The sequence below is a fragment of the Brucella sp. NBRC 113783 genome, from assembly GCF_040372265.1.
Taxonomy (GTDB): domain Bacteria; phylum Pseudomonadota; class Alphaproteobacteria; order Rhizobiales; family Rhizobiaceae; genus Brucella; species Brucella teleogrylli.
In genome coordinates this window covers 579316-597459 of sequence record NZ_BAABRX010000002.1, presented here as the reverse complement: position 1 = coordinate 597459, position 18144 = coordinate 579316, and the positions used below count along the sequence as shown (strand labels likewise).

The following is an 18144-nucleotide window of genomic DNA, read 5'->3' as shown; positions in this document are numbered from 1 at the left end:
TGAAGCGAATGAGCGGAATCGGATCGACGACAGAACGGGGCATTGCCCTGCCAGCGATGGAGCCGGGCCATGTCTGGCTGGTTGGCGCCGGGCCGGGCGACCCGGGTTTGCTGACGCTCCATGCCGTCAATGCGCTGCAACAGGCGGATGTCATCGTCTATGACGCGCTGGTGGACGAAGCCTGTTTGTCTCTGAAAAACGAACAGGCGGTGCTGGAATATGCGGGCAAGCGGGGCGGCAAGCCGTCGCCCAAGCAGCGCGATATTTCACTTCGGCTTGTGGAACTGGCGCGGCAGGGCAAGAAAGTCCTGCGCCTCAAGGGCGGCGATCCTTTTGTTTTCGGTCGTGGAGCGGAAGAAGCGCTGACGCTGGTGGAACATGGCGTGCCGTTTCGCATCGTTCCCGGTATCACGGCGGGGATCGGCGGACTGGCCTATGCGGGCATTGCCGCCACGCATCGCGATATCAACCAGTCGGTGACGTTCCTGACCGGACACGATGCGACGGGATTGCTGCCCGACCGCATTAATTGGAATGGCATCGCAAAATCGTCACCGGTTATTGTCATGTATATGGCGATGAAACATATCGATCTCATCACGGCGCGGCTGATCGCTGCCGGACGTTCGCCAGACGAACCGGTCGCTTTTGTCTGCAATGCCAGCCTGCCAGAACAGACCGTTCTCGAAACGACGCTGGCGCGCGCGGCCAGCGATGTTGAGGCTGCGGGGCTCAAGCCGCCTGCCATCGTGGTGGTGGGAGAGGTGGTCCGGTTGCGCGGTGGTCTCGATTGGATCGCCGCCGCACAAGGCCGCCAGCTCGTCAGCGATCCCTTGGATATCAGACGCGGAGGCGAAAGCGCATGAAGGGTTTTATGATCGCCGCGCCCTCGTCCGGTTCGGGCAAGACGACGGTAACGCTTGGTTTGTTGCGCGCCCTGAAGCGGGCCGATGTGGCGCTTGCGCCAGTCAAGACGGGACCAGATTATATCGATCCCGCCTATCACAAGGCGGCAAGTGGCGTGGAATGCTTCAATCTCGATCCATGGGCGATGCGCATGGAACTGATCAGCGCCCTGTCGGCACGGATGACCGAAGGTGGAAAGGTGCTGATCGCCGAGGGCATGATGGGTCTCTTCGATGGCGCGCTGGACGGGCAGGGCTCTTCCGCCGATCTGGCAAGGCTGCTCGATTTGCCGGTGGTGCTGGTGGTGGATTGCGCGAAACAGTCCCATTCCATCGCAGCTTTGGTTTCCGGTTTCAGCCGGTTCCGCAAGGATGTTTTCGTTGCGGGAGTTCTGCTTAATCGTGTCGGCAGTGCGCGCCATGAGGCCATGTTGCGTGATGCCCTGAAGCCGCTCGGCATTCCCGTTTTGGGTGCATTGCCGCGCGATGCAGCGCTGGCTTTGCCGGAACGCCATCTGGGGCTTGTGCAGGCGGGCGAACATGCCGATCTCGAACGCTTTCTCGATCACGCCGCCGATAGGATTGAGGCGCATGTCGATCTTGCTGCTCTGCAGCGCATCTGGTCGGCACCGAAACGCTTCGATCCGATGGCCAACGTGCCGCGTCTTCTGCCGCTCGGCAGTCGCATTGCGGTTGCGTGTGATGATGCTTTCGCCTTTGCCTATACGCATCTTTTCGAGGGCTGGCGCAGGCGCGGGGCGGAAATTTCCTTCTTCTCGCCTCTGGCTGATGAAACCCCGTCGCCAGACGCCGATGCGGTCTATCTGCCGGGCGGCTATCCTGAACTCCATGCGGAACGGCTTGTCGCCGCGCAGAATTTCCAGAACGGTATCAGGGCTGCGGCAGCGCGCGGCGTGACGATCTATGGCGAGTGCGGCGGCTATATGGTGCTGGGCGAGACGCTGGAAGATGCCAGCGGCAAACAGCATCCAATGCTGGGTCTTTTGCCGCTGGAAACCAGTTTTTCCAAACGCAAGCTGCATCTGGGCTATCGCGTTCTGGAGCCATTGAGCGGGTCGCCCTGGCAGGTGCCGCTGAAAGGCCACGAATTTCATTATGCCAGCACCACGCACGAAGGCGCGGCGGACAGGCTGTTTAAAGTCCGCGATGCAGCGGGGGTTGATGTGGGCGATGCCGGGCTGCGGGTCGGATCGGTCGCTGGTTCCTTCATGCATGTCATCGATTTTTCCGGAGACCGTGCGTGACATCCAGCATTGAACATGGCGGCGCGCTCGACAAGGCGATTGCGCGTTTTGGCGGCACATCGGGCGATTGGCTCGACCTTTCGACCGGGATCAATCCCGAGCACTATCCCTTGCCGTTCATTTCAGCCGAGGTCTGGAACCGCTTGCCGGATGAAGGTCTGCTGCGCCAGACGCTTGAACTTGCACGAAACTATTATCGCATACCGGCAGGCGCACCTATCGTTGCCGCACCCGGCACGCAAGCGCTGATCCAGATTATTCCGACTCTGGCGCAACCTGCGACGGTCGCCGTTTTGACGCCGACTTATCAGGAACATGCGGCTTCATTCGCCGCCTCTGGCTGGCAGGTCGCGGAATGTGCTGGCATTGCCGATATTCCCGACAGTGCGACGGTTGCGGTCATCGTCAATCCCAACAATCCCGACGGAAGGGTAATTGCTGCAGATGAGCTGCGCGCTCTGGCCCGGACTTTGGGCGCGAGAGGTGGTTTTCTGGTGGTGGATGAGGCTTTTGCCGATCCGCATCCCGAAGTCAGCGTCGCGGCGCTGGCCTCCGACGAGCCTCTGATCGTACTGAAATCCTTCGGCAAGTTTTTCGGCCTGGCTGGCGTGCGTCTGGGGTTTGCCGTCGCGCAGGCTCGAATCGTCGACACGATCACGCGGCGCTTGGGTCCTTGGGCCGTGCCGGGACCGGCGCTTGTCATCGCTTCCGACGCTTTCGCGGGTGGCGAGACATTGCAGGCGTTTCGCAGGCGGATAGACATTCGGCGTCGGGAACTTTCCGATGTGCTTGCGCGATGCGGATTGTGGGAAGTCGGCGGCACCGCGCTGTTCTCGTTGGTCGCGCACGACAATGCGCACGGATTGCACGGGGCATTGTGCGAAAACCATATTCTCGTCCGCAAATTCGCCTATGCTCCGCATTGGTTGCGCATCGGCCTTGCCAATGACGATGCAGATCTTGCGCGTCTGGAACATGCGCTCATTCAATGTCTCGGAAAAGCAGCTTGAAAAAGTGATTCATGAATCTCGGTTAAATCCATGGAAATAAAGCTGATTATCCTGTCGCTGGCGCTCATCCTCGACCGCGTCGTCGGTGATCCGCCGCAGCTGTGGCACAGGCTGCCGCATCCGGTGGTGCTGTTCGGCAAGGCAATTTCCTGGGGTGAGAAGCGTTTCAACGACCGCACGCTGCCGGACGCGGTCCTGCGCCGGAACGGTATGTGGCTGACCATCGCGCTGGTCGCGGCCTGTATTCTGCTGGGGCTGGCGATCGAAAGCCTGCTGCCCTTTGCGGGCTCTGCCGGGGCCGTGGCGGAAATTCTCATCGTGGCGGTGCTTCTGGCGCAAAAGAGCCTCGCCGATCATGTCGGGGCGGTTGCGCGCGGGCTGCGCGACGCGGGCATCGACGGCGGGCGCAAGGCGGTTTCGATGATCGTCGGGCGCAATCCCGAGCAGCTGAGCGAAGGCGGTGTCAGTCGAGCGGCCATTGAAAGTCTGGCGGAAAACGCCTCGGACGGCATTGTTGCTCCGGCATTCTGGTTTCTTGTTGGCGGTCTGCCGGGACTGTTCGCCTACAAGATGATCAATACCGCCGATTCGATGATCGGCCATCTCAATGATCGCTATCGACACTTCGGGCGTTTCGCTGCAAAGCTGGACGATGTTGCCAATTATATTCCGGCGCGCTTGACTGGCCTTCTGGCCGCGCTTGCAACTGCACCGACCCGGAGCAGGGGAGCAGCAAAGGCAGCGTTTTCGGTCATGCGCAGCGATGCGCGCCTGCATCGTTCGCCCAATGCGGGCTGGCCGGAATCCGCTTTTGCCGGTGCGCTTGATCTGGCGCTCGCCGGTCCGCGTCAATATGGCGAAGAGAAAGTGGAAGGGCCGATGCTCAATGCATCGGGCAAGCGCGAAGCCAACGCGGCCGATATCGACGCGGCGCTGGACCTTTTCTGGGCGACGATGAGCCTGCTGACTAGCCTCGTTATCGTCGCAAGCATCGCCGGACTTATCTATCGGCTGGTATGAAGCGCGAACCCTCGTAGCGCTGCAAGCGGTTCGGATTGTCTGTCCGCATGCCGTTGCCGTCGAACTTGATCGTGCCAAGCACCGTTTCGAAGGATGTATGGCGCAGCGTGTCGAGCACTGGCTGCTTTTGCTCATCGGCTTTGCTGACGGCATCGGCGGCGATCTGCACCGTTGCATAGCCGGTGATCGCATAGGCTTCGACAAAACGACCCGCCTGATGAAGCGCGTCGATTGCCGGTTTCGCGGTTGGCAAATCCTGCGGCTTCAGCGGCGCGGTCATCAATGTGCCTTCGCTCAAGCGTTGTGCGCCGGGTGCGGCGTCCAGCAGGCTGCTGCCTGCAATGACCAGCGGATAATTGAGCGAAGCAGCACTTGCGCCAATCGCGGCAATGTCGTCGCGTTCGCCGCCGACGTAGACATGGGTGGCGCCAGCGCGCTTAAGGCGGGCAACCAGCGCGTTTTGGTTTTCCAACCCGGGGCGATAGGTATCGGTGAAAACCGGCTGTAGCTGCTGCTCTTTCAAGCTGGCAAGAACCCGGCTTGCGCGCTCACGGCCTTCAATGGTGCCATCATCGATCACCGCGAAGGGCTGGGCGCGCCACAGACTGCCGAGAAAACTCGCCGTCGCCTGCGTTTCCTTTTCCAGTCCCGTGCTCAGGCGGAACACCGGCAGGGGCGTTGCGGCGCGGCGCTCGACAAGGGTTTGTTCGCTGACGCCGGATATGATCACCGGAATGTTGCGTTCGGCCAGAAGCGGGGCTGCGGCTTCGAGAGATTCGGCGCAGAGAAAGCCCGATGCGATGCGGACATTTTGCGCAATGAAGCGTTCTGCCGCCTCCTTGCCACCTTCCGCGTCGCAACGGTCATCGAAAATGACCAAGTCTGTGCTTCGTGTTTCGGCAGCCGCACGCGCGCCCTGCGCAAGCTGGTTGCCCAAGGGGGCGAAAGTGCCCGTCAAAGGTGCCGCCAGACCGATCCGGATGTTATCCGCATACGCCAATCCCGATCCTGCCAGCAACAGCATGGCAAGGCTTGTCAGAGTGGCAATGGGAAGCTTCCCAGACTCAATCACGTTATCGGTCTTCTTTATACAATTCGTGGCAATGTGATCGAAAAGTGGGTAGCGGTTTCCGCGCCTTTGTGCAATGCCCGTAATCTATGCCAGTATTTCGGCTAAATATTACGGTCGGCAACGGATCGATTCTGACGTGCAAACGATAAATAACATCATCTCCAGTGCGGCATCTGTGGAGCCCAAGGCTTACCGCGATGCCATGAGCCACTATGCAGGCGCGGTGCAAATCGTGACGACCGATGGCCCGGCAGGACGGCGCGGCCTGACATTGACGGCGGCCTGTTCGGTATCCGACGCTCCCGCGACAGTTCTGATCTGCCTTCAGAAGGTTCATGAAGACAATCGCCTGTTCATCGAAAACGGTGTCTTCGCAATCAACACGCTGGCTGGAACACATCAGCAACTGGCCGATGCCTTTTCCGGGCGCATCGGGTTGACACAGGATGAGCGCTTCGAACTGGCGACGTGGGACAGGCTTGCCACCGGCGCGCCGGTGCTGAGCGATGCGCTGGCGGCTTTCGACTGCCGGGTTGTCAGCATTCAGGATCATTCGACGCATCATGTGCTGTTTGGCGAAGTGATCGGCCTGCGGTCCAATGCCGATGCATCTGCGCTCATCTATCTGAACCGGCGCTATCACACGCTCGAATTGTGATCGGCTGACTGGAGGGGAGGAGGCAGAATGAAAATGCGATTGAACGCAACAGCGCAGGCTGGACTTGGGGGCATGGCAGCGCTGCTGTTGTCGGTGTCCGTAGCTTGGGCACAAGGGCCACTGCCGCCTTTCAAGGATGATGCCTTCGCCTATCCCGGCGTGTTGAGCAGCGCCGATGGCGGCGACTATAAAATCATTGATTACAACGAGATGCGCGACATCAATGGTCGCGATAGCGTGCCGGAAAAGCGCGTCAAGGACAGCTATGTCTCGCTGAAAGCGCGCGCCTATCAAAAGGATGTCACCTTTCAGACCGCGGCGGGGCCTGTGAAGGCCATGGTCGCTGGCAAGCAGCAGGGGGCATCCTTCATCGTAATCTATCTGCACGGTCGCGGCGGTAATCGCTTGCAGGGGATGAATGATTTCACCTTTGGCGGCAATTTCAACCGCGTCAAGAATTTGGCCGCGCTGAATGGCGGTCTCTATGTCACGCCGGATTTCAAGGATTTCGCGACTACGGGCGAAGCGCAGATTGCGGGGCTGATCGAGGCCTTGAAGGCGTCGTCGCCTTCCGCACCGCTGATCCTGTCCTGCGGTTCGCAGGGTGGTTCGCTTTGCTGGCGCATCGCGTCCAATGAAAAGGCTGGCGGAGAGCTTGCCGGGCTCATTCTGTTGGGTTCGCTGTGGGACGACGGTTTCTTCACATCGGCGACATTCAAGCGGCGTGTGCCGGTCTTCTTCGGACATGGCAGCCGCGATCCGGTTTTCGCTATTGACCGGCAGGAAGCTTTCTATGGGGAAATTCGCAAACGCGCGCCGGGCTATCCGGTACAGTTCCGGCGGTTCGAGTCCGGCAATCACGGTACGCCCATCCGCATGACCGACTGGCGGGAGATGGTAAACTGGATTCTCGCAAAACAGTGACGACAGTTTTGTGGATGCGAATCGAAATTCCGGCTCTGTGGCGTTCCTGCCACTCGACAATCGGCTAAAACCGAATAGTTATCGAAATTAAAATTTTACCTATCCAGCAGACCTAATGAGGAAGACCATTATGTACGGACGAGTCCGCACCGGAGCCCGTTTCCTTGCAATCGCCATGTTGGCCCCGCTTGCTGCCGCCTGTACGACGACCGCGCCGGTTGCCATCACCCCCGGCAAGACCGATTCCCCGGTGCCAGCGGCCAGCTCCTCGCTGCCAAGCTTCATTCCGACTCCGGTTAAGACGGTCGACTATTCCCTGGCGCAGCCTTGCATCACTGCCGCCGCCAACAAGTATTTCCTGCCGGAACGCGTGATCAGCGCTGTCGATTCCCGTCCGGGCGCCAATGGCGGTACGGATGTGGACCTGAAGGTCGATCTGCGCACCGCAGTCTGCCAGCTGACCGCCAAGGGCGGCGTGCGCGCGGTTATCGACACTTCGCCGAAGAGCGCCGATCAGGTTGCCGCTGAAGCTGCTGCCGCCAAGGCCGACGCAGCCGCAGCTGTCGCGCCGAAGAAGGCCAAGGCAAAGAAGAACTGATTCATTAAACTTAAATAAGTTACGAAAAAGGCAGGGATTTCCCTGCCTTTTTGTTTGATCATTTGTCCGGCTTTACGCCGTACCAGCGTGGCGTATAGACCCATTCGCCGCCTGTTGCGCGGTCAAACCGTTGCGTATGAGACGAGCCGACGATCACCACCGTGCGCATATCCACATCGTCGGGCGTCAATTGCCCAAGCGTGGTGACGCGCATTGTCTCCGCCGGTCTGCCGATATCGCGGCCTAGCACAACCGGCGTTTGCGGTGCGCGATGCTGGCGCAGAATTTCCAGCGCACGGCCCAGCTGATGCGGGCGGGCTTTGGAAATAGGATTGTAAAAAGCCATGGCGAGATCAGCTTCTGCGGCCAGCGCCAGCCGCTTTTCGATCACGTCCCATGGTTTCAGATTATCGGACAGCGAGAGAATGCAGAAATCATGGCCGAGCGGTGCACCGCTGCGGGACGCTGCTGCCATCGCAGCCGAGATGCCCGGCTGAATGACCAGTTCCACACCATGCCATGCAGGGTTGTCGGTTTCGTGCAGCGCCTCGACCACGGCAGCCGCCATGGCGAAAACGCCGGGATCGCCAGACGAAACCATCGCCACCGTGCGGCCTGAGGCGGCCAGTTCGAAGGCATGGCGCGCGCGCTGCATTTCCTCGCGATTATCGGTCATATGCACGGTCTGACCGGCATGAAACGGCCCGGCCATGTGCACATAAGTCTCGTAGCCGAGAATATCTTCGGCCTGTTCGAGTTCGCGCTGCACGGCGGGCGTCATCAGATCCCGTGATCCGGGGCCAAGCCCGACCACGACCAGCTTTCCGCGTTTGCGCCCAATCCGCAGCACGTCAGCAGGGGCAGGAGCGACGGCCAGCACGAGGCCGCCCGCTTCGATCAACCGCAGCGGCTGCTCGACTGAAAGATGAGCAAGTGAAAGCGCAGTGTCAGCCGACGGCACAAAGCGTAGCTCTGCGCCGAGTGCGCCTGCCGCTTCATGGATTTGCTGCACAGCGCAGTGACGTTCATGGGCCAGCAGCAGCGCGAGCGATGATCGTGCGAGGCCCGTTTCGTCGAACGCCCGTGTCATTGCTTCCGCAAGATCGTCGGTCGGCTGGTCGATGGCGACGGCCACGACCTGCGGATGATAGATGAGTTCATCCGGCAGCGGCGTGCGCTTTTCTGGCGTGATGCTGACGGTGAGCCTGCCATCGTCGGCGAAAGGCAGCTTCGACGTCTGTAGCCAGCGGGAACGTCCGTTGAGGCGCAGTTTCGCACCTGCCAGAAGATCGGACGTGAAGGCTTTCGCCGCATCCGGATTGGCGAGCGTCAGTTCCGCTGGCGGGTGCAGGAGATTGATTCCGAAGCGCAATTCGCCGGAGGTAGTGATCGCCGGGGCGATTTCAAGTGCGGCGGCGATGGTTCGCGCCATGTCATTGACGCCGGACAGCCCGCCAAGAAGCGGCACTACGGCGCTGCCGTCTTCGGCAATCACCAGAACGGGCGGCTCTATGCGCTTGTTCTGCAAAAGAGGCGCCAGTGCGCGGATGACAATACCGGCGGCGCAGAGCGCTACGACCGGTCGGCCTTCTTCATAGAGGGCGCGTATGGTGTCGCCGAAATGGGCAAATGTCCTGTCGGCACCCGTGACGCGATCCTGAAGTCCAAGCACCTCGGCCTGATCGAGCACGGCGGCAATGCGGCGTGCTGTTACGGTCGCCGCTTCCGCCAACACAACGATAGCCGGCTTCATGCGCCGTTCCATTTCTGGCCGGGAACAAGGATGATCGAGAAATAGGGGCAATCGCTGCCGCTGACGTCCGACAGCGGCACGATGCGCTGATTGGCCATGGTGGCGCGCTCGACATAAAGCGCGCGGTCCATCAGGCTAAGATCGGTCAGCACATCGCGAACCTTGTCGAGATTCTTGCCGAGTTTCATGATGGCGGCGGCACCAGTATCGGCCAGCCTGCGCTTCAATTCGCCGGCTTCCATGACGCCGGAAAGGATCGACAATGTCTGGTTGCGATAGACAAGCGGCGCGCCAAGCACAGCCGAAGCGCCGAGCACCGAACAGACGCCCGGAACCACTGTGGTTTCATAGCTTTCAGCCAACCGGTCATGAATATACATGAACGAGCCATAGAAGAACGGGTCGCCTTCCGCGATCACGGCCACATCCTGTCCCTGATCGAGATATCCGGCGATTGTCGTGGTGATCTCGCCGTAAAAATCGCTGACGATCTGCTCATAATCCATGTGCGCGGGCAGTTTTTCCGTAGTCACCGGATAGATGAGCGGCACCAGAACCTGTTCCGGCGAGAGATAGTCCTCAACAATGGTAAGGGCATTGCCCTTCTTGCCCTTGGCAGCGTGATAGGCCACCACCGGCGCTGATTTTAGCAGCCGAAGCGCCTTCAGTGTGATGAGTTCAGGATCGCCGGGGCCGACACCCAGACCGAAAAGCTTGCCTTTTGTCGTCATTATTCGCGCTCCGAAGCCAGAGCATTGACCGCCGCCGCGGTCATGGCACTGCCGCCGCGTCGTCCGCGCACGATGACATAGGGCACGCCGCGACTATTGGCGGCGAGTTCGTCCTTCGATTCCGCCGCACCGACAAAGCCGACCGGCATGCCGATGATAAGCGCTGGCTTTGGCGCACCGGCATCCAGCATTTCGAAAAGCCGGAAGAGGGCGGTTGGGGCATTGCCGATGGCGACGATGCTTCCTTCGAGATGCGGCAACCACAAATCGAGCGCGGCGGCAGAACGGGTGTTGCCGATTTTCTTCGCCAGTTCAGGAACGGAAGGGTCGTTCAGCGTGCAGATGACCGGGTTGTCGGCAGGCAGGCGCGAGCGGGTGATACCTTCGGCAACCATGCGTGCATCGCAGAGAATCGGTGCGCCTTTGGCAAGCGCCTGTTTGCCAGCCAGACCTGCACCTTCCGAAAAAGCGATGTCGCTCACTACATCCACCATGCCTGAAGCATGGATGACGCGCACGGCGAGTTTTTCGAGATCGGCAGGGATGCGGCTCAGATCCGCCTCGGCGCGGATGATGGCGAAGGAGCGGTCATAGATGGCCTGCCCGTCGCGAATGTAATCAATCATGGTTTCCGCTCTGGTGAGTTGAGAAGGCGCGCGGCAGCGTCAATAGTCACGTCAGTCGCCAATAGCCGCCCGAAACGGGATGGTCCAGCCTTGTCTGCAAAAAAGACATCGTAGCGGCCCGGAGCGCGCGCCAGAAGCGTGTGCGGAAGCGGCGCAAGCGCGGCGCAGGACTTGGCGCAGCCAGTGAGATGGACCGCGTCCGGGCTATCGACGTCAAGGAGCGAGGCCAGTTCTCTCGCGTCGGTCTGTGTGTCGGAGAGGGCAGAGGCGCAACCCTTTGACCCGGTACAACTGCGCAGTCGTGATTGCGGTGCCTGCGCATCGGTCGCAAGGCCGAGCGTATGCAATTGCCGGAGAACTTTGTCGCAATGTGCTGCATCGACATTTGGCAGGATCACGCCCAGCCAAGGCGTCAGGCGGATTTCCCCGCCGCTGACCTTTTGTGAAAGGGCACCGAGTGCCCGCAGTTGCGTCGTATCGAGCCGCCCCAGAAGCGGCATGGCGCCGATGTAGAGCCGTCCGTCAACCTGAACGTGGGCTCCCAGATGGGCGCATGGGCGGGGTTGCCGCCGTTGCCAATTGGCAGCGGAATCGACCGGAAACGGAAGGCTGGCAATCAGTTCTTTCAAAAACTCTTCGACAGCAAGGGTTTCGAAGAGTTGCTTCATTCGCGCCGCGCCTTTGGAGTGGGCAAGAAATAATCGCAGCGCTGCTTCTATAAAGGGCAGCGCATCATCGATTTCCACGCTTCCCAATGCGGTTCCATCGGGCGACGAAGCAAAGCCGAAAGCAAAAATACGACCGTCATCTGTTGCGGATAGCCAAATGTCACCCGGATGAGCAATCATGGCGCAAGCTTCGCCGCCATCGATCTGGAACGAGAATTTTGGCGACAGCGCATGATGGTCGGCGTTGTTCTCAAGCGCTGCCAGCAATTGCCGCGCTAGCGGCGTGACATCGCAAGCTTGATCGCGGTCTATACCGGATGTGGGGCTGACCATGACGTTGCGAATGTCATCCGCAGCGGGGTTATCGGCACCAAAACCTGCTTGATAAAGTGCTGTGACTGCTTGTTCCCAGTTCTCAGGCGCGATGGCGCGCAGCTGGATATTGGAGCGAATCGAAAGTTCCACAGCGTCGGGACCGAATTTTTCGGCAATCTCGGCCAGCGCAAAAGCCTGATCGGCGGTGAGCCGTCCGAGCGGCAGTTTGATGCGCGCAATGGCACCGTCGAGCGCCATAACCATGCGCGACAGGCCCGGACAGGCATTTCGCCTGTCAAACGGTTCGATCTTTGTCGCGGTGGTCTGCTGGTTCAACATGATTGCCTTATACGCCGCCCGTGCCGGGCCGGAAAGTAGGAACCGCCTTTGGGACTTGCGCTTGTCACCGTCGCACCCTACGAACGAAGAAAACGGAGCAAAGAGCATGGCTTGCTGGCTGACGGTCATCGGCATCGGCGAAGACGGTTTGAATGGGCTTGGCGAGACTGCGCGGCAGGCCCTTGCTTCGGCTGATTTGATTTTTGGTGGCAAGCGGCATTTGGGGCTCATCGGTGAAACACCCGGTGCCCGGCAGATTGCATGGCCTTCGCCCTTCGATGATGCTTTTCCGATGATTGCTGCCGAGCGCGGCAAGTCAGTCGTGGTTCTGGCCAGCGGCGATCCGATGCATTACGGCATGGGCGCTTCGCTGACCCGGCATTTTTCTCCGGATGAAATGCTTGTCTTGCCTTATCCGTCGTCATTTTCGCTGGCTGCGGCGCGTATGGGCTGGTCGCTGCAGGACGTGTGTTGCCTCAGCGTGCACGGGCGTCCGCTGGACGTGCTGGCAAAGCATATTCTGCCCGGCATCAAATTGCTGATCCTCAGCAATGACGGCACCACGCCTGAAAAAATCGCAACGATGCTGGCGGCACGCGGTTTTGGATCAAGCCGCATCGATGTGCTGGAACATCTGGGTGGCCCCAAAGAAACGCATAAGCGCGGTATTGCAGGTGCATGGACAGTTCCCGCCGGTGCCGATCTGAATGTCGTCGCCGTGGAATGCATTGCAGAGCCGGATGCGAAAATTCTTCCCAGCGTGATAGGCCTGCCTGATGAAGCCTTCGAAAATGATGGTCAACTGACGAAGCGCGATATTCGCGCCGTGACACTGTCGCGGCTGGCGCCGCTGCCTGGCGAAATTCTGTGGGATGTCGGCGCGGGGTGCGGCTCCATCGGTATCGAGTGGATGCGCACCCATGCTTCCTGTCGTGCCATCGCCATCGAGGCGCATGAAGAGCGGCAAGGCATGATCGCCCGCAATCGCGATGCGCTGGGCGTACCCGGTTTGCAGATCGTTTCCGGTGAAGCGCCGGGCGCTCTCGCAGGACTGGAAACGCCGGACGCGATTTTCATCGGTGGCGGCGTCACGGATGAAGGCGTGTTGCAAGCCTGTTGGGATGCACTGAAACCCGGCGGACGGCTGGTTGCGAATGCCGTGACCTTGCAAAGCGAAATGCAGCTTTTCGGCTGGCGGCAGCGCTTTGGCGGAGAACTCGTGCGGCTTTCCGTGGCACAAGCCGGTGCGCTTGGCTCGTTCGATGTATGGCGGCAGGCACTGCCTGTCACGCTATATTGCGCGATCAAAGACAAATGATGACTTGAATTGTCATCTTATATTCGGGTAAGGCTGACGCATCATTTCATCCGATGGAGGATGGGTCGTGTCCGAACTCAACGCCAATACCCGTTTCACGCTGACCAATGCTGGTCACATCGTCAATCAACTGCTCGATCATTTCGTCGAACATGCTGATGTGCAGCGTGACGAGACGCATGCGAAACTCGTTTTGAGCTTCGGTCAGGCCGATGTTCAATGGGATAACGAGACGGTCAGCGTCGATGTCAAAAGCGATGATGAGACCGGCCTTGCCTATATGAAATATTCCATCGCTGAGCATGTGCTGGAATTTCTGGAGAAGGGCAGCCCCACGCCGAAAATCATCTGGCAGGGCGATGGCGCGGCGGGACTGCCGCTGCCTTACTTCCGCGAAATGCAGGTGGTGGCGGTGTCCAATGTCACGCCGCATATGCGTCGCGTGCGCCTGAAAGGCGACAACCTCCAGCGGTTTTCGCATACCGGGCTGCATATCCGCCTTCTGTTCCCGCCAAAGGGGCTGGCAAAGCCACAATGGCCGGTGACGGGTGAGGACGGGCGTCCGGCATGGCCGGAAGGCGATGCCAAGCTTGCAACCCGTGTCTATACCATCCGCAATATCGATCCTGAAGCGGGCTGGGTCGATATCGACATGGTTGTGCATGGTGATGATTGCGACGCTCCGGGTTCGGGTTGGGCGCTTAACGCCAAGCCGGGCGATATTGTCGGCATGACTGGTCCGGGCGGTGGCGATGCAGGCGATGCCAAATGGTATCTGCTCGCAGGCGACGAAACCGCGCTGCCCGCCATCGGGCGCATTCTCGAACGACTGCCTGAAGATGCAAAGGCCGTTGTGCGCATTGAAATCGGCGATCAGGCCGAGGAACAGAAGCTTGTCTCGCGTGCGAATCTCGATGTGCAATGGCTGAACCGCAATGGCGCCGAAGCTGGCACCACCACGCTGTTGCAGGATGCGGTGCGCGCGGTCGAACTGCCGGAAGGCGAGGAAGACATTTATGTCTGGGCGGGTTGCGAGTTCAATGCCTTCCGCAATATTCGCAGCTATATGCGCAAGGAGCGTAACGTTCCGAAGAATCGCCAGCTGATTGTCGCCTATTGGCGGCGCGGCCAGGACGGGGACAATGCCCGCAAAGCTTCTGAGGAATAAAAAAGGGGACCGAAAGGTCCCCTTTTTGTTGTGTCATGCGGCTGGTTTCAGCGCCGGAAACCTTCACTCGCGCGCATCAGGTTTTTGGTATAGTCGGCGTGAATATTGCCGGTGACGAGATCGCCAGCCTGTAATTGTTCAACCACTTCGCCGTTGCGCATCACTGCAAGGCGGTCGCACATATGGGTGACGACACCAAGATCGTGGCTCACCATGATGAAGGTGAGGTTGCGGTCACGGCGAACCTGTTCAAGCAGGTTCAGCACTTCCGCCTGTACCGATGCGTCGAGCGCCGAAGTTGGTTCGTCGAGCAGCAGAATGCTCGGTTCCACGATCAATGCGCGGGCAATGGCGATGCGCTGGCGCTGACCGCCCGAAAGCTGGTGCGGATAGCGGAAGCGGAAGCCCGAGCCGAGCCCCACTTCATCCAATGCGCGCACGATGCGCTGTTCGGCATCGCCGACACCATGAATGGCGAGCGGTTCCAGCAAAAGCCGGTCCATCGTCTGGCGCGGATGCAGGGAGCCATAAGGGTCCTGAAACACCATCTGCACCTTGCGATAGAAGGCCTTGTCGCGTGGTGTCTTGAGAGGTGCGCCGTCGATACGGATTTCGCCATCGTCAATCGGCGCAAGCCCCGCGACTGCGCGCAGAAGTGTGGACTTGCCCGAACCGGATTCGCCGACGAGACCATAGGATTCGCCCTGCGCCACATGGACGCTGACCGACTTCAACGCATGGAAATGGTCGAAATAGACATCAATATTGTCGACGCTCAGTGCTGGTGCCGTACTCATAGCTTCCAGGCCTCCTCACGCTGCAAGGTGGGCAGAGGATGGCGGTCGGCTCCGATTTTCGGCATGCAGTTCAGCAATCCTTGCGTATAGGGATGTTTCGCATTGGCAAGATCCTTGGCCGCGATCTCTTCGACGATGCGGCCCGCATACATCACGATGACGCGGTCGCAGAAGGACGAAACAAGGCGCAGGTCATGGCTGACGAAGATCAGCCCCATGCCGCGTTCGGCCACCAGCTTGTCGAGAATGCCCAGCACTTCGAGCTGCACCGTCACGTCGAGCGCCGAAGTCGGTTCGTCGGCAATCAGCAGTTCCGGCTCGGCCACGAGCATCATGGCGATCATCACGCGCTGGCCCATCCCGCCCGAAACCTCGTGCGGATAGAGTTTCATGACGCGTTCCGGATCGCGAATCTGCACCGCTTCCAGCATGGCCATCGAGCGCGTGCGAATTTCTCCGCTGCTGTATTTGCCGTGCGCTTTCAGCGTTTCGGCAATCTGCTTGCCGATGGTCATCACAGGATTGAGCGAATATTTCGGGTCCTGCAACACCATGGCGATGCGGCCGCCGCGTAAGGAGCGGCGTTCACGGGCCGAAATGTTGAGGAGATCGATGCCGTCGAAATTAAGCGTCTTGGCCGTAATCTGCGCGTGGAGTGGCGTCAGACCCATGATGGCGCGCCCGGTCTGGGACTTGCCTGAACCGGATTCGCCAACGATGCCAAGGCGTTCGCGGCCCAGCTCAAAGCTGACACCACGGACAGCCTCGATGGCCCCCGTGCGCGTCGGGAAGGTGACGCGCAGGTCTTCTACTGTCAGAAGCGGCTTCATTGGTTGTTACCCCGCGGATCAAGCGCATCGCGCAGACCATCGCCCAGCAGGTTGAAGCCGAGGCTGACGATCAGGATCGCAATGCCGGGCATGGCGGCAACCCACCATTGGTCGAGGATGAAACGGCGACCCGATGCGATCATCGCGCCCCATTCCGGCAGTGGCGGCTGTGCGCCGAGGCCGAGGAAGCCCAGGCCCGCTGCCGTTAGAATGATGCCCGCCATGTCGAGTGTCACACGGACGATCAGAGACGAGGTGCAAAGCGGCATGATGTGGCGCACGACAATGCGGATCGGCGAAGCACCCATCAGGCGGACCGCCGAAATATAGTCGGAATTGCGCACCGTCAGCGTTTCGGCGCGCGCGATGCGCGCATAAGGCGGCCATGAGGTGATCGCGATGGCGATGATGGCGTTTTCGATGCCCGGTCCCAGCGCCGCCACGAAGGCAAGCGCCAGAATGAGTTTCGGGAAGGCCAGGAAGATGTCGGTGATGCGCATCAGCACGGCATCGACCCAGCCGCCCGCATAACCGGCCACTGTGCCGACCAGCAGGCCGATTGGGGCCGCAATGATCGCAACCAGCAGCACGACATAGAGCGTCAGGCGGGAACCGTGAATGAGGCGCGAAAGAATATCGCGACCCTGATCGTCGGTGCCGAGCAGATAGCCGGGGCTTCCCGGCGGCAGCAGGCGGGCATTGGCCAGATCGCCGACAACCGGCGAATGCGGCGCCAGCACATCGGCGAGCGCTGCAACGACCAGCAGTCCGATGATGATCAGGAGGCCGAGAACGGCCAGCTTGTTGGCGGTGAACCGCCGCCAGACCATATAGGCGCGACCGAGGCGGGCCTGCGTACGTGACTGGGGCCGCTCGGTAAGCAGCCATTCACGCCAAGAGAGGTTGGAATTATCTGTCATTTGGCTCATCGTGCGCGCGTCCTTGGATCGAGAAGCCGATAGAGAAGATCGGACACGAGGTTGAGCGCGATAAAGACCGACCCGATAACAATGGTGCCACCGAGAACGGCATTCATATCAGCGTTTTGTAGCGAATTGGTGATGTAGAGACCAAGGCCCGGCCAGGAGAAGATGGTTTCGGTCAGAACCGAACCTTCCAGAAGCCCGGCATAGGAAAGCGCAATCACGGTCACCAGCGGCACGGCGGCATTGCGCAAAGCGTGGCCCCAGATGATGCGGGTTTCCGAAATGCCCTTGGCGCGCGCCGCGACGATATATTCCTGATCAAGCTCGTTGAGCATGAAGGAACGCGTCATGCGGCTGATATAGGCAAGCGAGAAATAGCCAAGCAGTGCCGATGGCAGGATAAGGTGGGAGACAATATCCTTGAGGGCTGGCCAGTCGCGCTGAAGGATCGCGTCGATCAGGTAGAAGCCGGTGATCGGCGTGAACGTGTATTCGAATGTAATGTCGATGCGTCCGGGACCGGAGGTCCAGCCGAGACGGGCATAGAAGATCAGCAGCGCAAGCATGCCGAGCCAGAAGATCGGCACGGAGTAACCGACAAGGCCGATAACGCGCACGATCTGGTCAATGATGCTGCCGCGTTTGACGGCTGCGAGCACGCCGAGCGGAATGCCGAACACGGCGCCGATGATCGTGCCGAGTGTGGCCAGTTCCATCGTGGCCGGGAATACGCGGCGAATGTCGGTCATGACCGGATTGGTCGTGAGCACCGAAGTGCCGAAATCGCCTTGCAGCACGCCTTTCACGTAAAGAAAGAACTGCTGGTAATAGGGCAAATTGAAGCCCATTTCCTCGCGCACGCGGGCGACGACATGCGCAGGCGCGCGGTCGCCGACGATGGCCAGCACAGGGTCAATCGGCACGACGCGACCGATGAAGAATGTTACGGCCAAAAGGCCCAGATAGGTCGTGACGACGATGACCAGAAAACTGGCTATCGACGCGGCAAGGGCCGATGAACGCCGCGGCGCTCGCCTAACCTTTTTGGTGGTTTCAGTGTTACTCAATGTTTTGACCGCTTCCGATGATGAGTGCGTTCAGAACAGGGTCCGGTCTGACGCTCGATCATCTTTGCTTGAAAAAAGCTCTGGAGCGGCTTTCCTTTTTGATTCAGAAAACCGCTCCATCTCCTTGTTTTAAAGCCGGTTAGGCACATTCATG

Annotated in this window: 18 protein-coding genes; 9 read left to right on the top strand and 9 right to left on the bottom strand. The window is 59.9% G+C overall.

The genetic code is table 11. The annotated features are described in order from the left end of the window. The first annotated feature begins 8 nt into the window (after positions 1–8). The 4 genes from cobA to cbiB are packed head-to-tail and all read left to right on the top strand — an operon-like array spanning position 9 to position 4200. Positions 9–866, top strand: a complete 858-nt coding sequence (gene cobA, locus ABWW11_RS08260) for a uroporphyrinogen-III C-methyltransferase (protein WP_109369280.1) — start codon at positions 9–11, stop codon at positions 864–866. Next, a complete protein-coding gene (locus tag ABWW11_RS08255; RefSeq protein ID WP_109369279.1) occupies positions 863–2170 on the top strand; it encodes a cobyrinic acid a,c-diamide synthase CobB in 1308 nt (435 codons plus the stop codon). Before cobA ends, ABWW11_RS08255 begins: the two co-directional genes overlap by 4 nt. After that, positions 2167–3180, top strand: coding sequence for a threonine-phosphate decarboxylase CobD (gene cobD / locus ABWW11_RS08250; protein ID WP_109369278.1), 1014 nt, complete (start codon positions 2167–2169; stop codon positions 3178–3180). The genes ABWW11_RS08255 and cobD overlap by 4 nt, the downstream gene beginning before the upstream one ends. 30 nt (positions 3181–3210) lie before the next feature. Beyond that, positions 3211–4200 (top strand): adenosylcobinamide-phosphate synthase CbiB, encoded by a 990-nt coding sequence (gene cbiB / locus ABWW11_RS08245; RefSeq protein WP_319080324.1) that lies wholly within the window; start codon positions 3211–3213, stop codon positions 4198–4200. Here cbiB and ABWW11_RS08240 read toward each other — a convergent pair. Then, on the bottom strand, positions 4181–5272 hold the full coding sequence (locus ABWW11_RS08240; RefSeq protein ID WP_371830789.1) for a branched-chain amino acid ABC transporter substrate-binding protein: 1092 nt from the start codon (positions 5270–5272) through the stop codon (positions 4181–4183). The genes cbiB and ABWW11_RS08240 overlap by 20 nt on opposite strands. Positions 5273–5408: 136 nt before the next feature. Between ABWW11_RS08240 and ABWW11_RS08235 the strand changes: the two genes are divergently transcribed. The 3 genes from ABWW11_RS08235 (at position 5409) to ABWW11_RS08225 (ending at position 7452) form a co-directional block, all read left to right on the top strand. Next, a complete protein-coding gene (locus tag ABWW11_RS08235) occupies positions 5409–5930 on the top strand; it encodes a flavin reductase family protein (RefSeq protein ID WP_109370255.1) in 522 nt (173 codons plus the stop codon). A 33-nt stretch (positions 5931–5963) separates the two neighbouring features. Then, positions 5964–6854, top strand: a complete 891-nt coding sequence (locus tag ABWW11_RS08230; RefSeq protein WP_109370254.1) for an alpha/beta hydrolase — start codon at positions 5964–5966, stop codon at positions 6852–6854. Between the two features lie 130 nt (positions 6855–6984). Continuing rightward, positions 6985–7452 (top strand): hypothetical protein, encoded by a 468-nt coding sequence (locus ABWW11_RS08225; RefSeq protein ID WP_109369275.1) that lies wholly within the window; start codon positions 6985–6987, stop codon positions 7450–7452. 58 nt (positions 7453–7510) lie between these two features. On the opposite strand, the gene cobJ is transcribed toward ABWW11_RS08225, so the two are convergent. The 4 genes from cobJ to cobG are packed head-to-tail and all read right to left on the bottom strand — an operon-like array spanning position 7511 to position 11884. Then, complete coding sequence (gene cobJ, locus ABWW11_RS08220; protein ID WP_181376096.1) at positions 7511–9205, bottom strand: precorrin-3B C(17)-methyltransferase; 1695 nt, start codon at positions 9203–9205, stop codon at positions 7511–7513. Then, positions 9202–9936 (bottom strand): precorrin-2 C(20)-methyltransferase, encoded by a 735-nt coding sequence (locus ABWW11_RS08215; protein ID WP_109369273.1) that lies wholly within the window; start codon positions 9934–9936, stop codon positions 9202–9204. The genes cobJ and ABWW11_RS08215 overlap by 4 nt, the downstream gene beginning before the upstream one ends. Then, positions 9936–10562: a precorrin-8X methylmutase gene (locus ABWW11_RS08210; protein WP_109369272.1), complete on the bottom strand. Its 627-nt coding sequence runs from the start codon at positions 10560–10562 to the stop codon at positions 9936–9938. Before ABWW11_RS08210 ends, ABWW11_RS08215 begins: the two co-directional genes overlap by 1 nt. Continuing rightward, on the bottom strand, positions 10559–11884 hold the full coding sequence (gene cobG / locus ABWW11_RS08205) for a precorrin-3B synthase (RefSeq protein WP_319080325.1): 1326 nt from the start codon (positions 11882–11884) through the stop codon (positions 10559–10561). Before cobG ends, ABWW11_RS08210 begins: the two co-directional genes overlap by 4 nt. A 106-nt stretch (positions 11885–11990) precedes the next feature. Between cobG and cbiE the strand changes: the two genes are divergently transcribed. Both cbiE and ABWW11_RS08195 read left to right on the top strand, forming a co-directional pair. Then, positions 11991–13202 (top strand): precorrin-6y C5,15-methyltransferase (decarboxylating) subunit CbiE, encoded by a 1212-nt coding sequence (cbiE, locus tag ABWW11_RS08200; RefSeq protein WP_109369270.1) that lies wholly within the window; start codon positions 11991–11993, stop codon positions 13200–13202. Positions 13203–13269: 67 nt separating this feature from the next. After that, the gene (locus ABWW11_RS08195) at positions 13270–14370 is read left to right on the top strand and encodes a siderophore-interacting protein (protein ID WP_109369269.1); all 1101 of its coding nucleotides are present in this window, start codon (positions 13270–13272) and stop codon (positions 14368–14370) included. A gap of 47 nt (positions 14371–14417) precedes the next feature. Here the strand turns inward: ABWW11_RS08195 and ABWW11_RS08190 are convergent, their stop codons facing one another. The 4 genes from ABWW11_RS08190 to ABWW11_RS08175 are packed head-to-tail and all read right to left on the bottom strand — an operon-like array spanning position 14418 to position 17990. Next, complete coding sequence (locus tag ABWW11_RS08190; protein ID WP_124915999.1) at positions 14418–15167, bottom strand: ABC transporter ATP-binding protein; 750 nt, start codon at positions 15165–15167, stop codon at positions 14418–14420. Then, the gene (locus tag ABWW11_RS08185) at positions 15164–15997 is read right to left on the bottom strand and encodes an ABC transporter ATP-binding protein (RefSeq protein WP_109369267.1); all 834 of its coding nucleotides are present in this window, start codon (positions 15995–15997) and stop codon (positions 15164–15166) included. Before ABWW11_RS08185 ends, ABWW11_RS08190 begins: the two co-directional genes overlap by 4 nt. Beyond that, on the bottom strand, positions 15994–16926 hold the full coding sequence (locus ABWW11_RS08180) for an ABC transporter permease (RefSeq protein WP_121536336.1): 933 nt from the start codon (positions 16924–16926) through the stop codon (positions 15994–15996). Before ABWW11_RS08180 ends, ABWW11_RS08185 begins: the two co-directional genes overlap by 4 nt. Beyond that, entirely contained in the window at positions 16923–17990 is a 1068-nt protein-coding gene (locus ABWW11_RS08175; RefSeq protein ID WP_109369265.1) for an ABC transporter permease, read from the bottom strand. The genes ABWW11_RS08180 and ABWW11_RS08175 overlap by 4 nt, the downstream gene beginning before the upstream one ends. Positions 17991–18144: the final 154 nt, after the last annotated feature.

What these genes read in the sequence shown, in the direction of transcription:
- ABWW11_RS08180 (WP_121536336.1), bottom strand. Translation starts at nt 16,926, where the DNA reads ATGAGCCAAATGACAGATAATTCCAACCTCTCTTGGCGTGAATGGCTG.
- ABWW11_RS08215 (WP_109369273.1), bottom strand. Translation starts at nt 9,936, where the DNA reads ATGACGACAAAAGGCAAGCTTTTCGGTCTGGGTGTCGGCCCCGGCGAT.
- ABWW11_RS08255 (WP_109369279.1), top strand. Translation starts at nt 863, where the DNA reads ATGAAGGGTTTTATGATCGCCGCGCCCTCGTCCGGTTCGGGCAAGACG.
- ABWW11_RS08190 (WP_124915999.1), bottom strand. Translation starts at nt 15,167, where the DNA reads ATGAGTACGGCACCAGCACTGAGCGTCGACAATATTGATGTCTATTTC.
- cobG (WP_319080325.1), bottom strand. Translation starts at nt 11,884, where the DNA reads ATGTTGAACCAGCAGACCACCGCGACAAAGATCGAACCGTTTGACAGG.
- ABWW11_RS08225 (WP_109369275.1), top strand. Translation starts at nt 6,985, where the DNA reads ATGTACGGACGAGTCCGCACCGGAGCCCGTTTCCTTGCAATCGCCATG.
- cbiB (WP_319080324.1), top strand. Translation starts at nt 3,211, where the DNA reads ATGGAAATAAAGCTGATTATCCTGTCGCTGGCGCTCATCCTCGACCGC.
- ABWW11_RS08210 (WP_109369272.1), bottom strand. Translation starts at nt 10,562, where the DNA reads ATGATTGATTACATTCGCGACGGGCAGGCCATCTATGACCGCTCCTTC.
- ABWW11_RS08185 (WP_109369267.1), bottom strand. Translation starts at nt 15,997, where the DNA reads ATGAAGCCGCTTCTGACAGTAGAAGACCTGCGCGTCACCTTCCCGACG.
- ABWW11_RS08230 (WP_109370254.1), top strand. Translation starts at nt 5,964, where the DNA reads ATGCGATTGAACGCAACAGCGCAGGCTGGACTTGGGGGCATGGCAGCG.
- cbiE (WP_109369270.1), top strand. Translation starts at nt 11,991, where the DNA reads ATGGCTTGCTGGCTGACGGTCATCGGCATCGGCGAAGACGGTTTGAAT.
- cobJ (WP_181376096.1), bottom strand. Translation starts at nt 9,205, where the DNA reads ATGAAGCCGGCTATCGTTGTGTTGGCGGAAGCGGCGACCGTAACAGCA.
- cobA (WP_109369280.1), top strand. Translation starts at nt 9, where the DNA reads ATGAGCGGAATCGGATCGACGACAGAACGGGGCATTGCCCTGCCAGCG.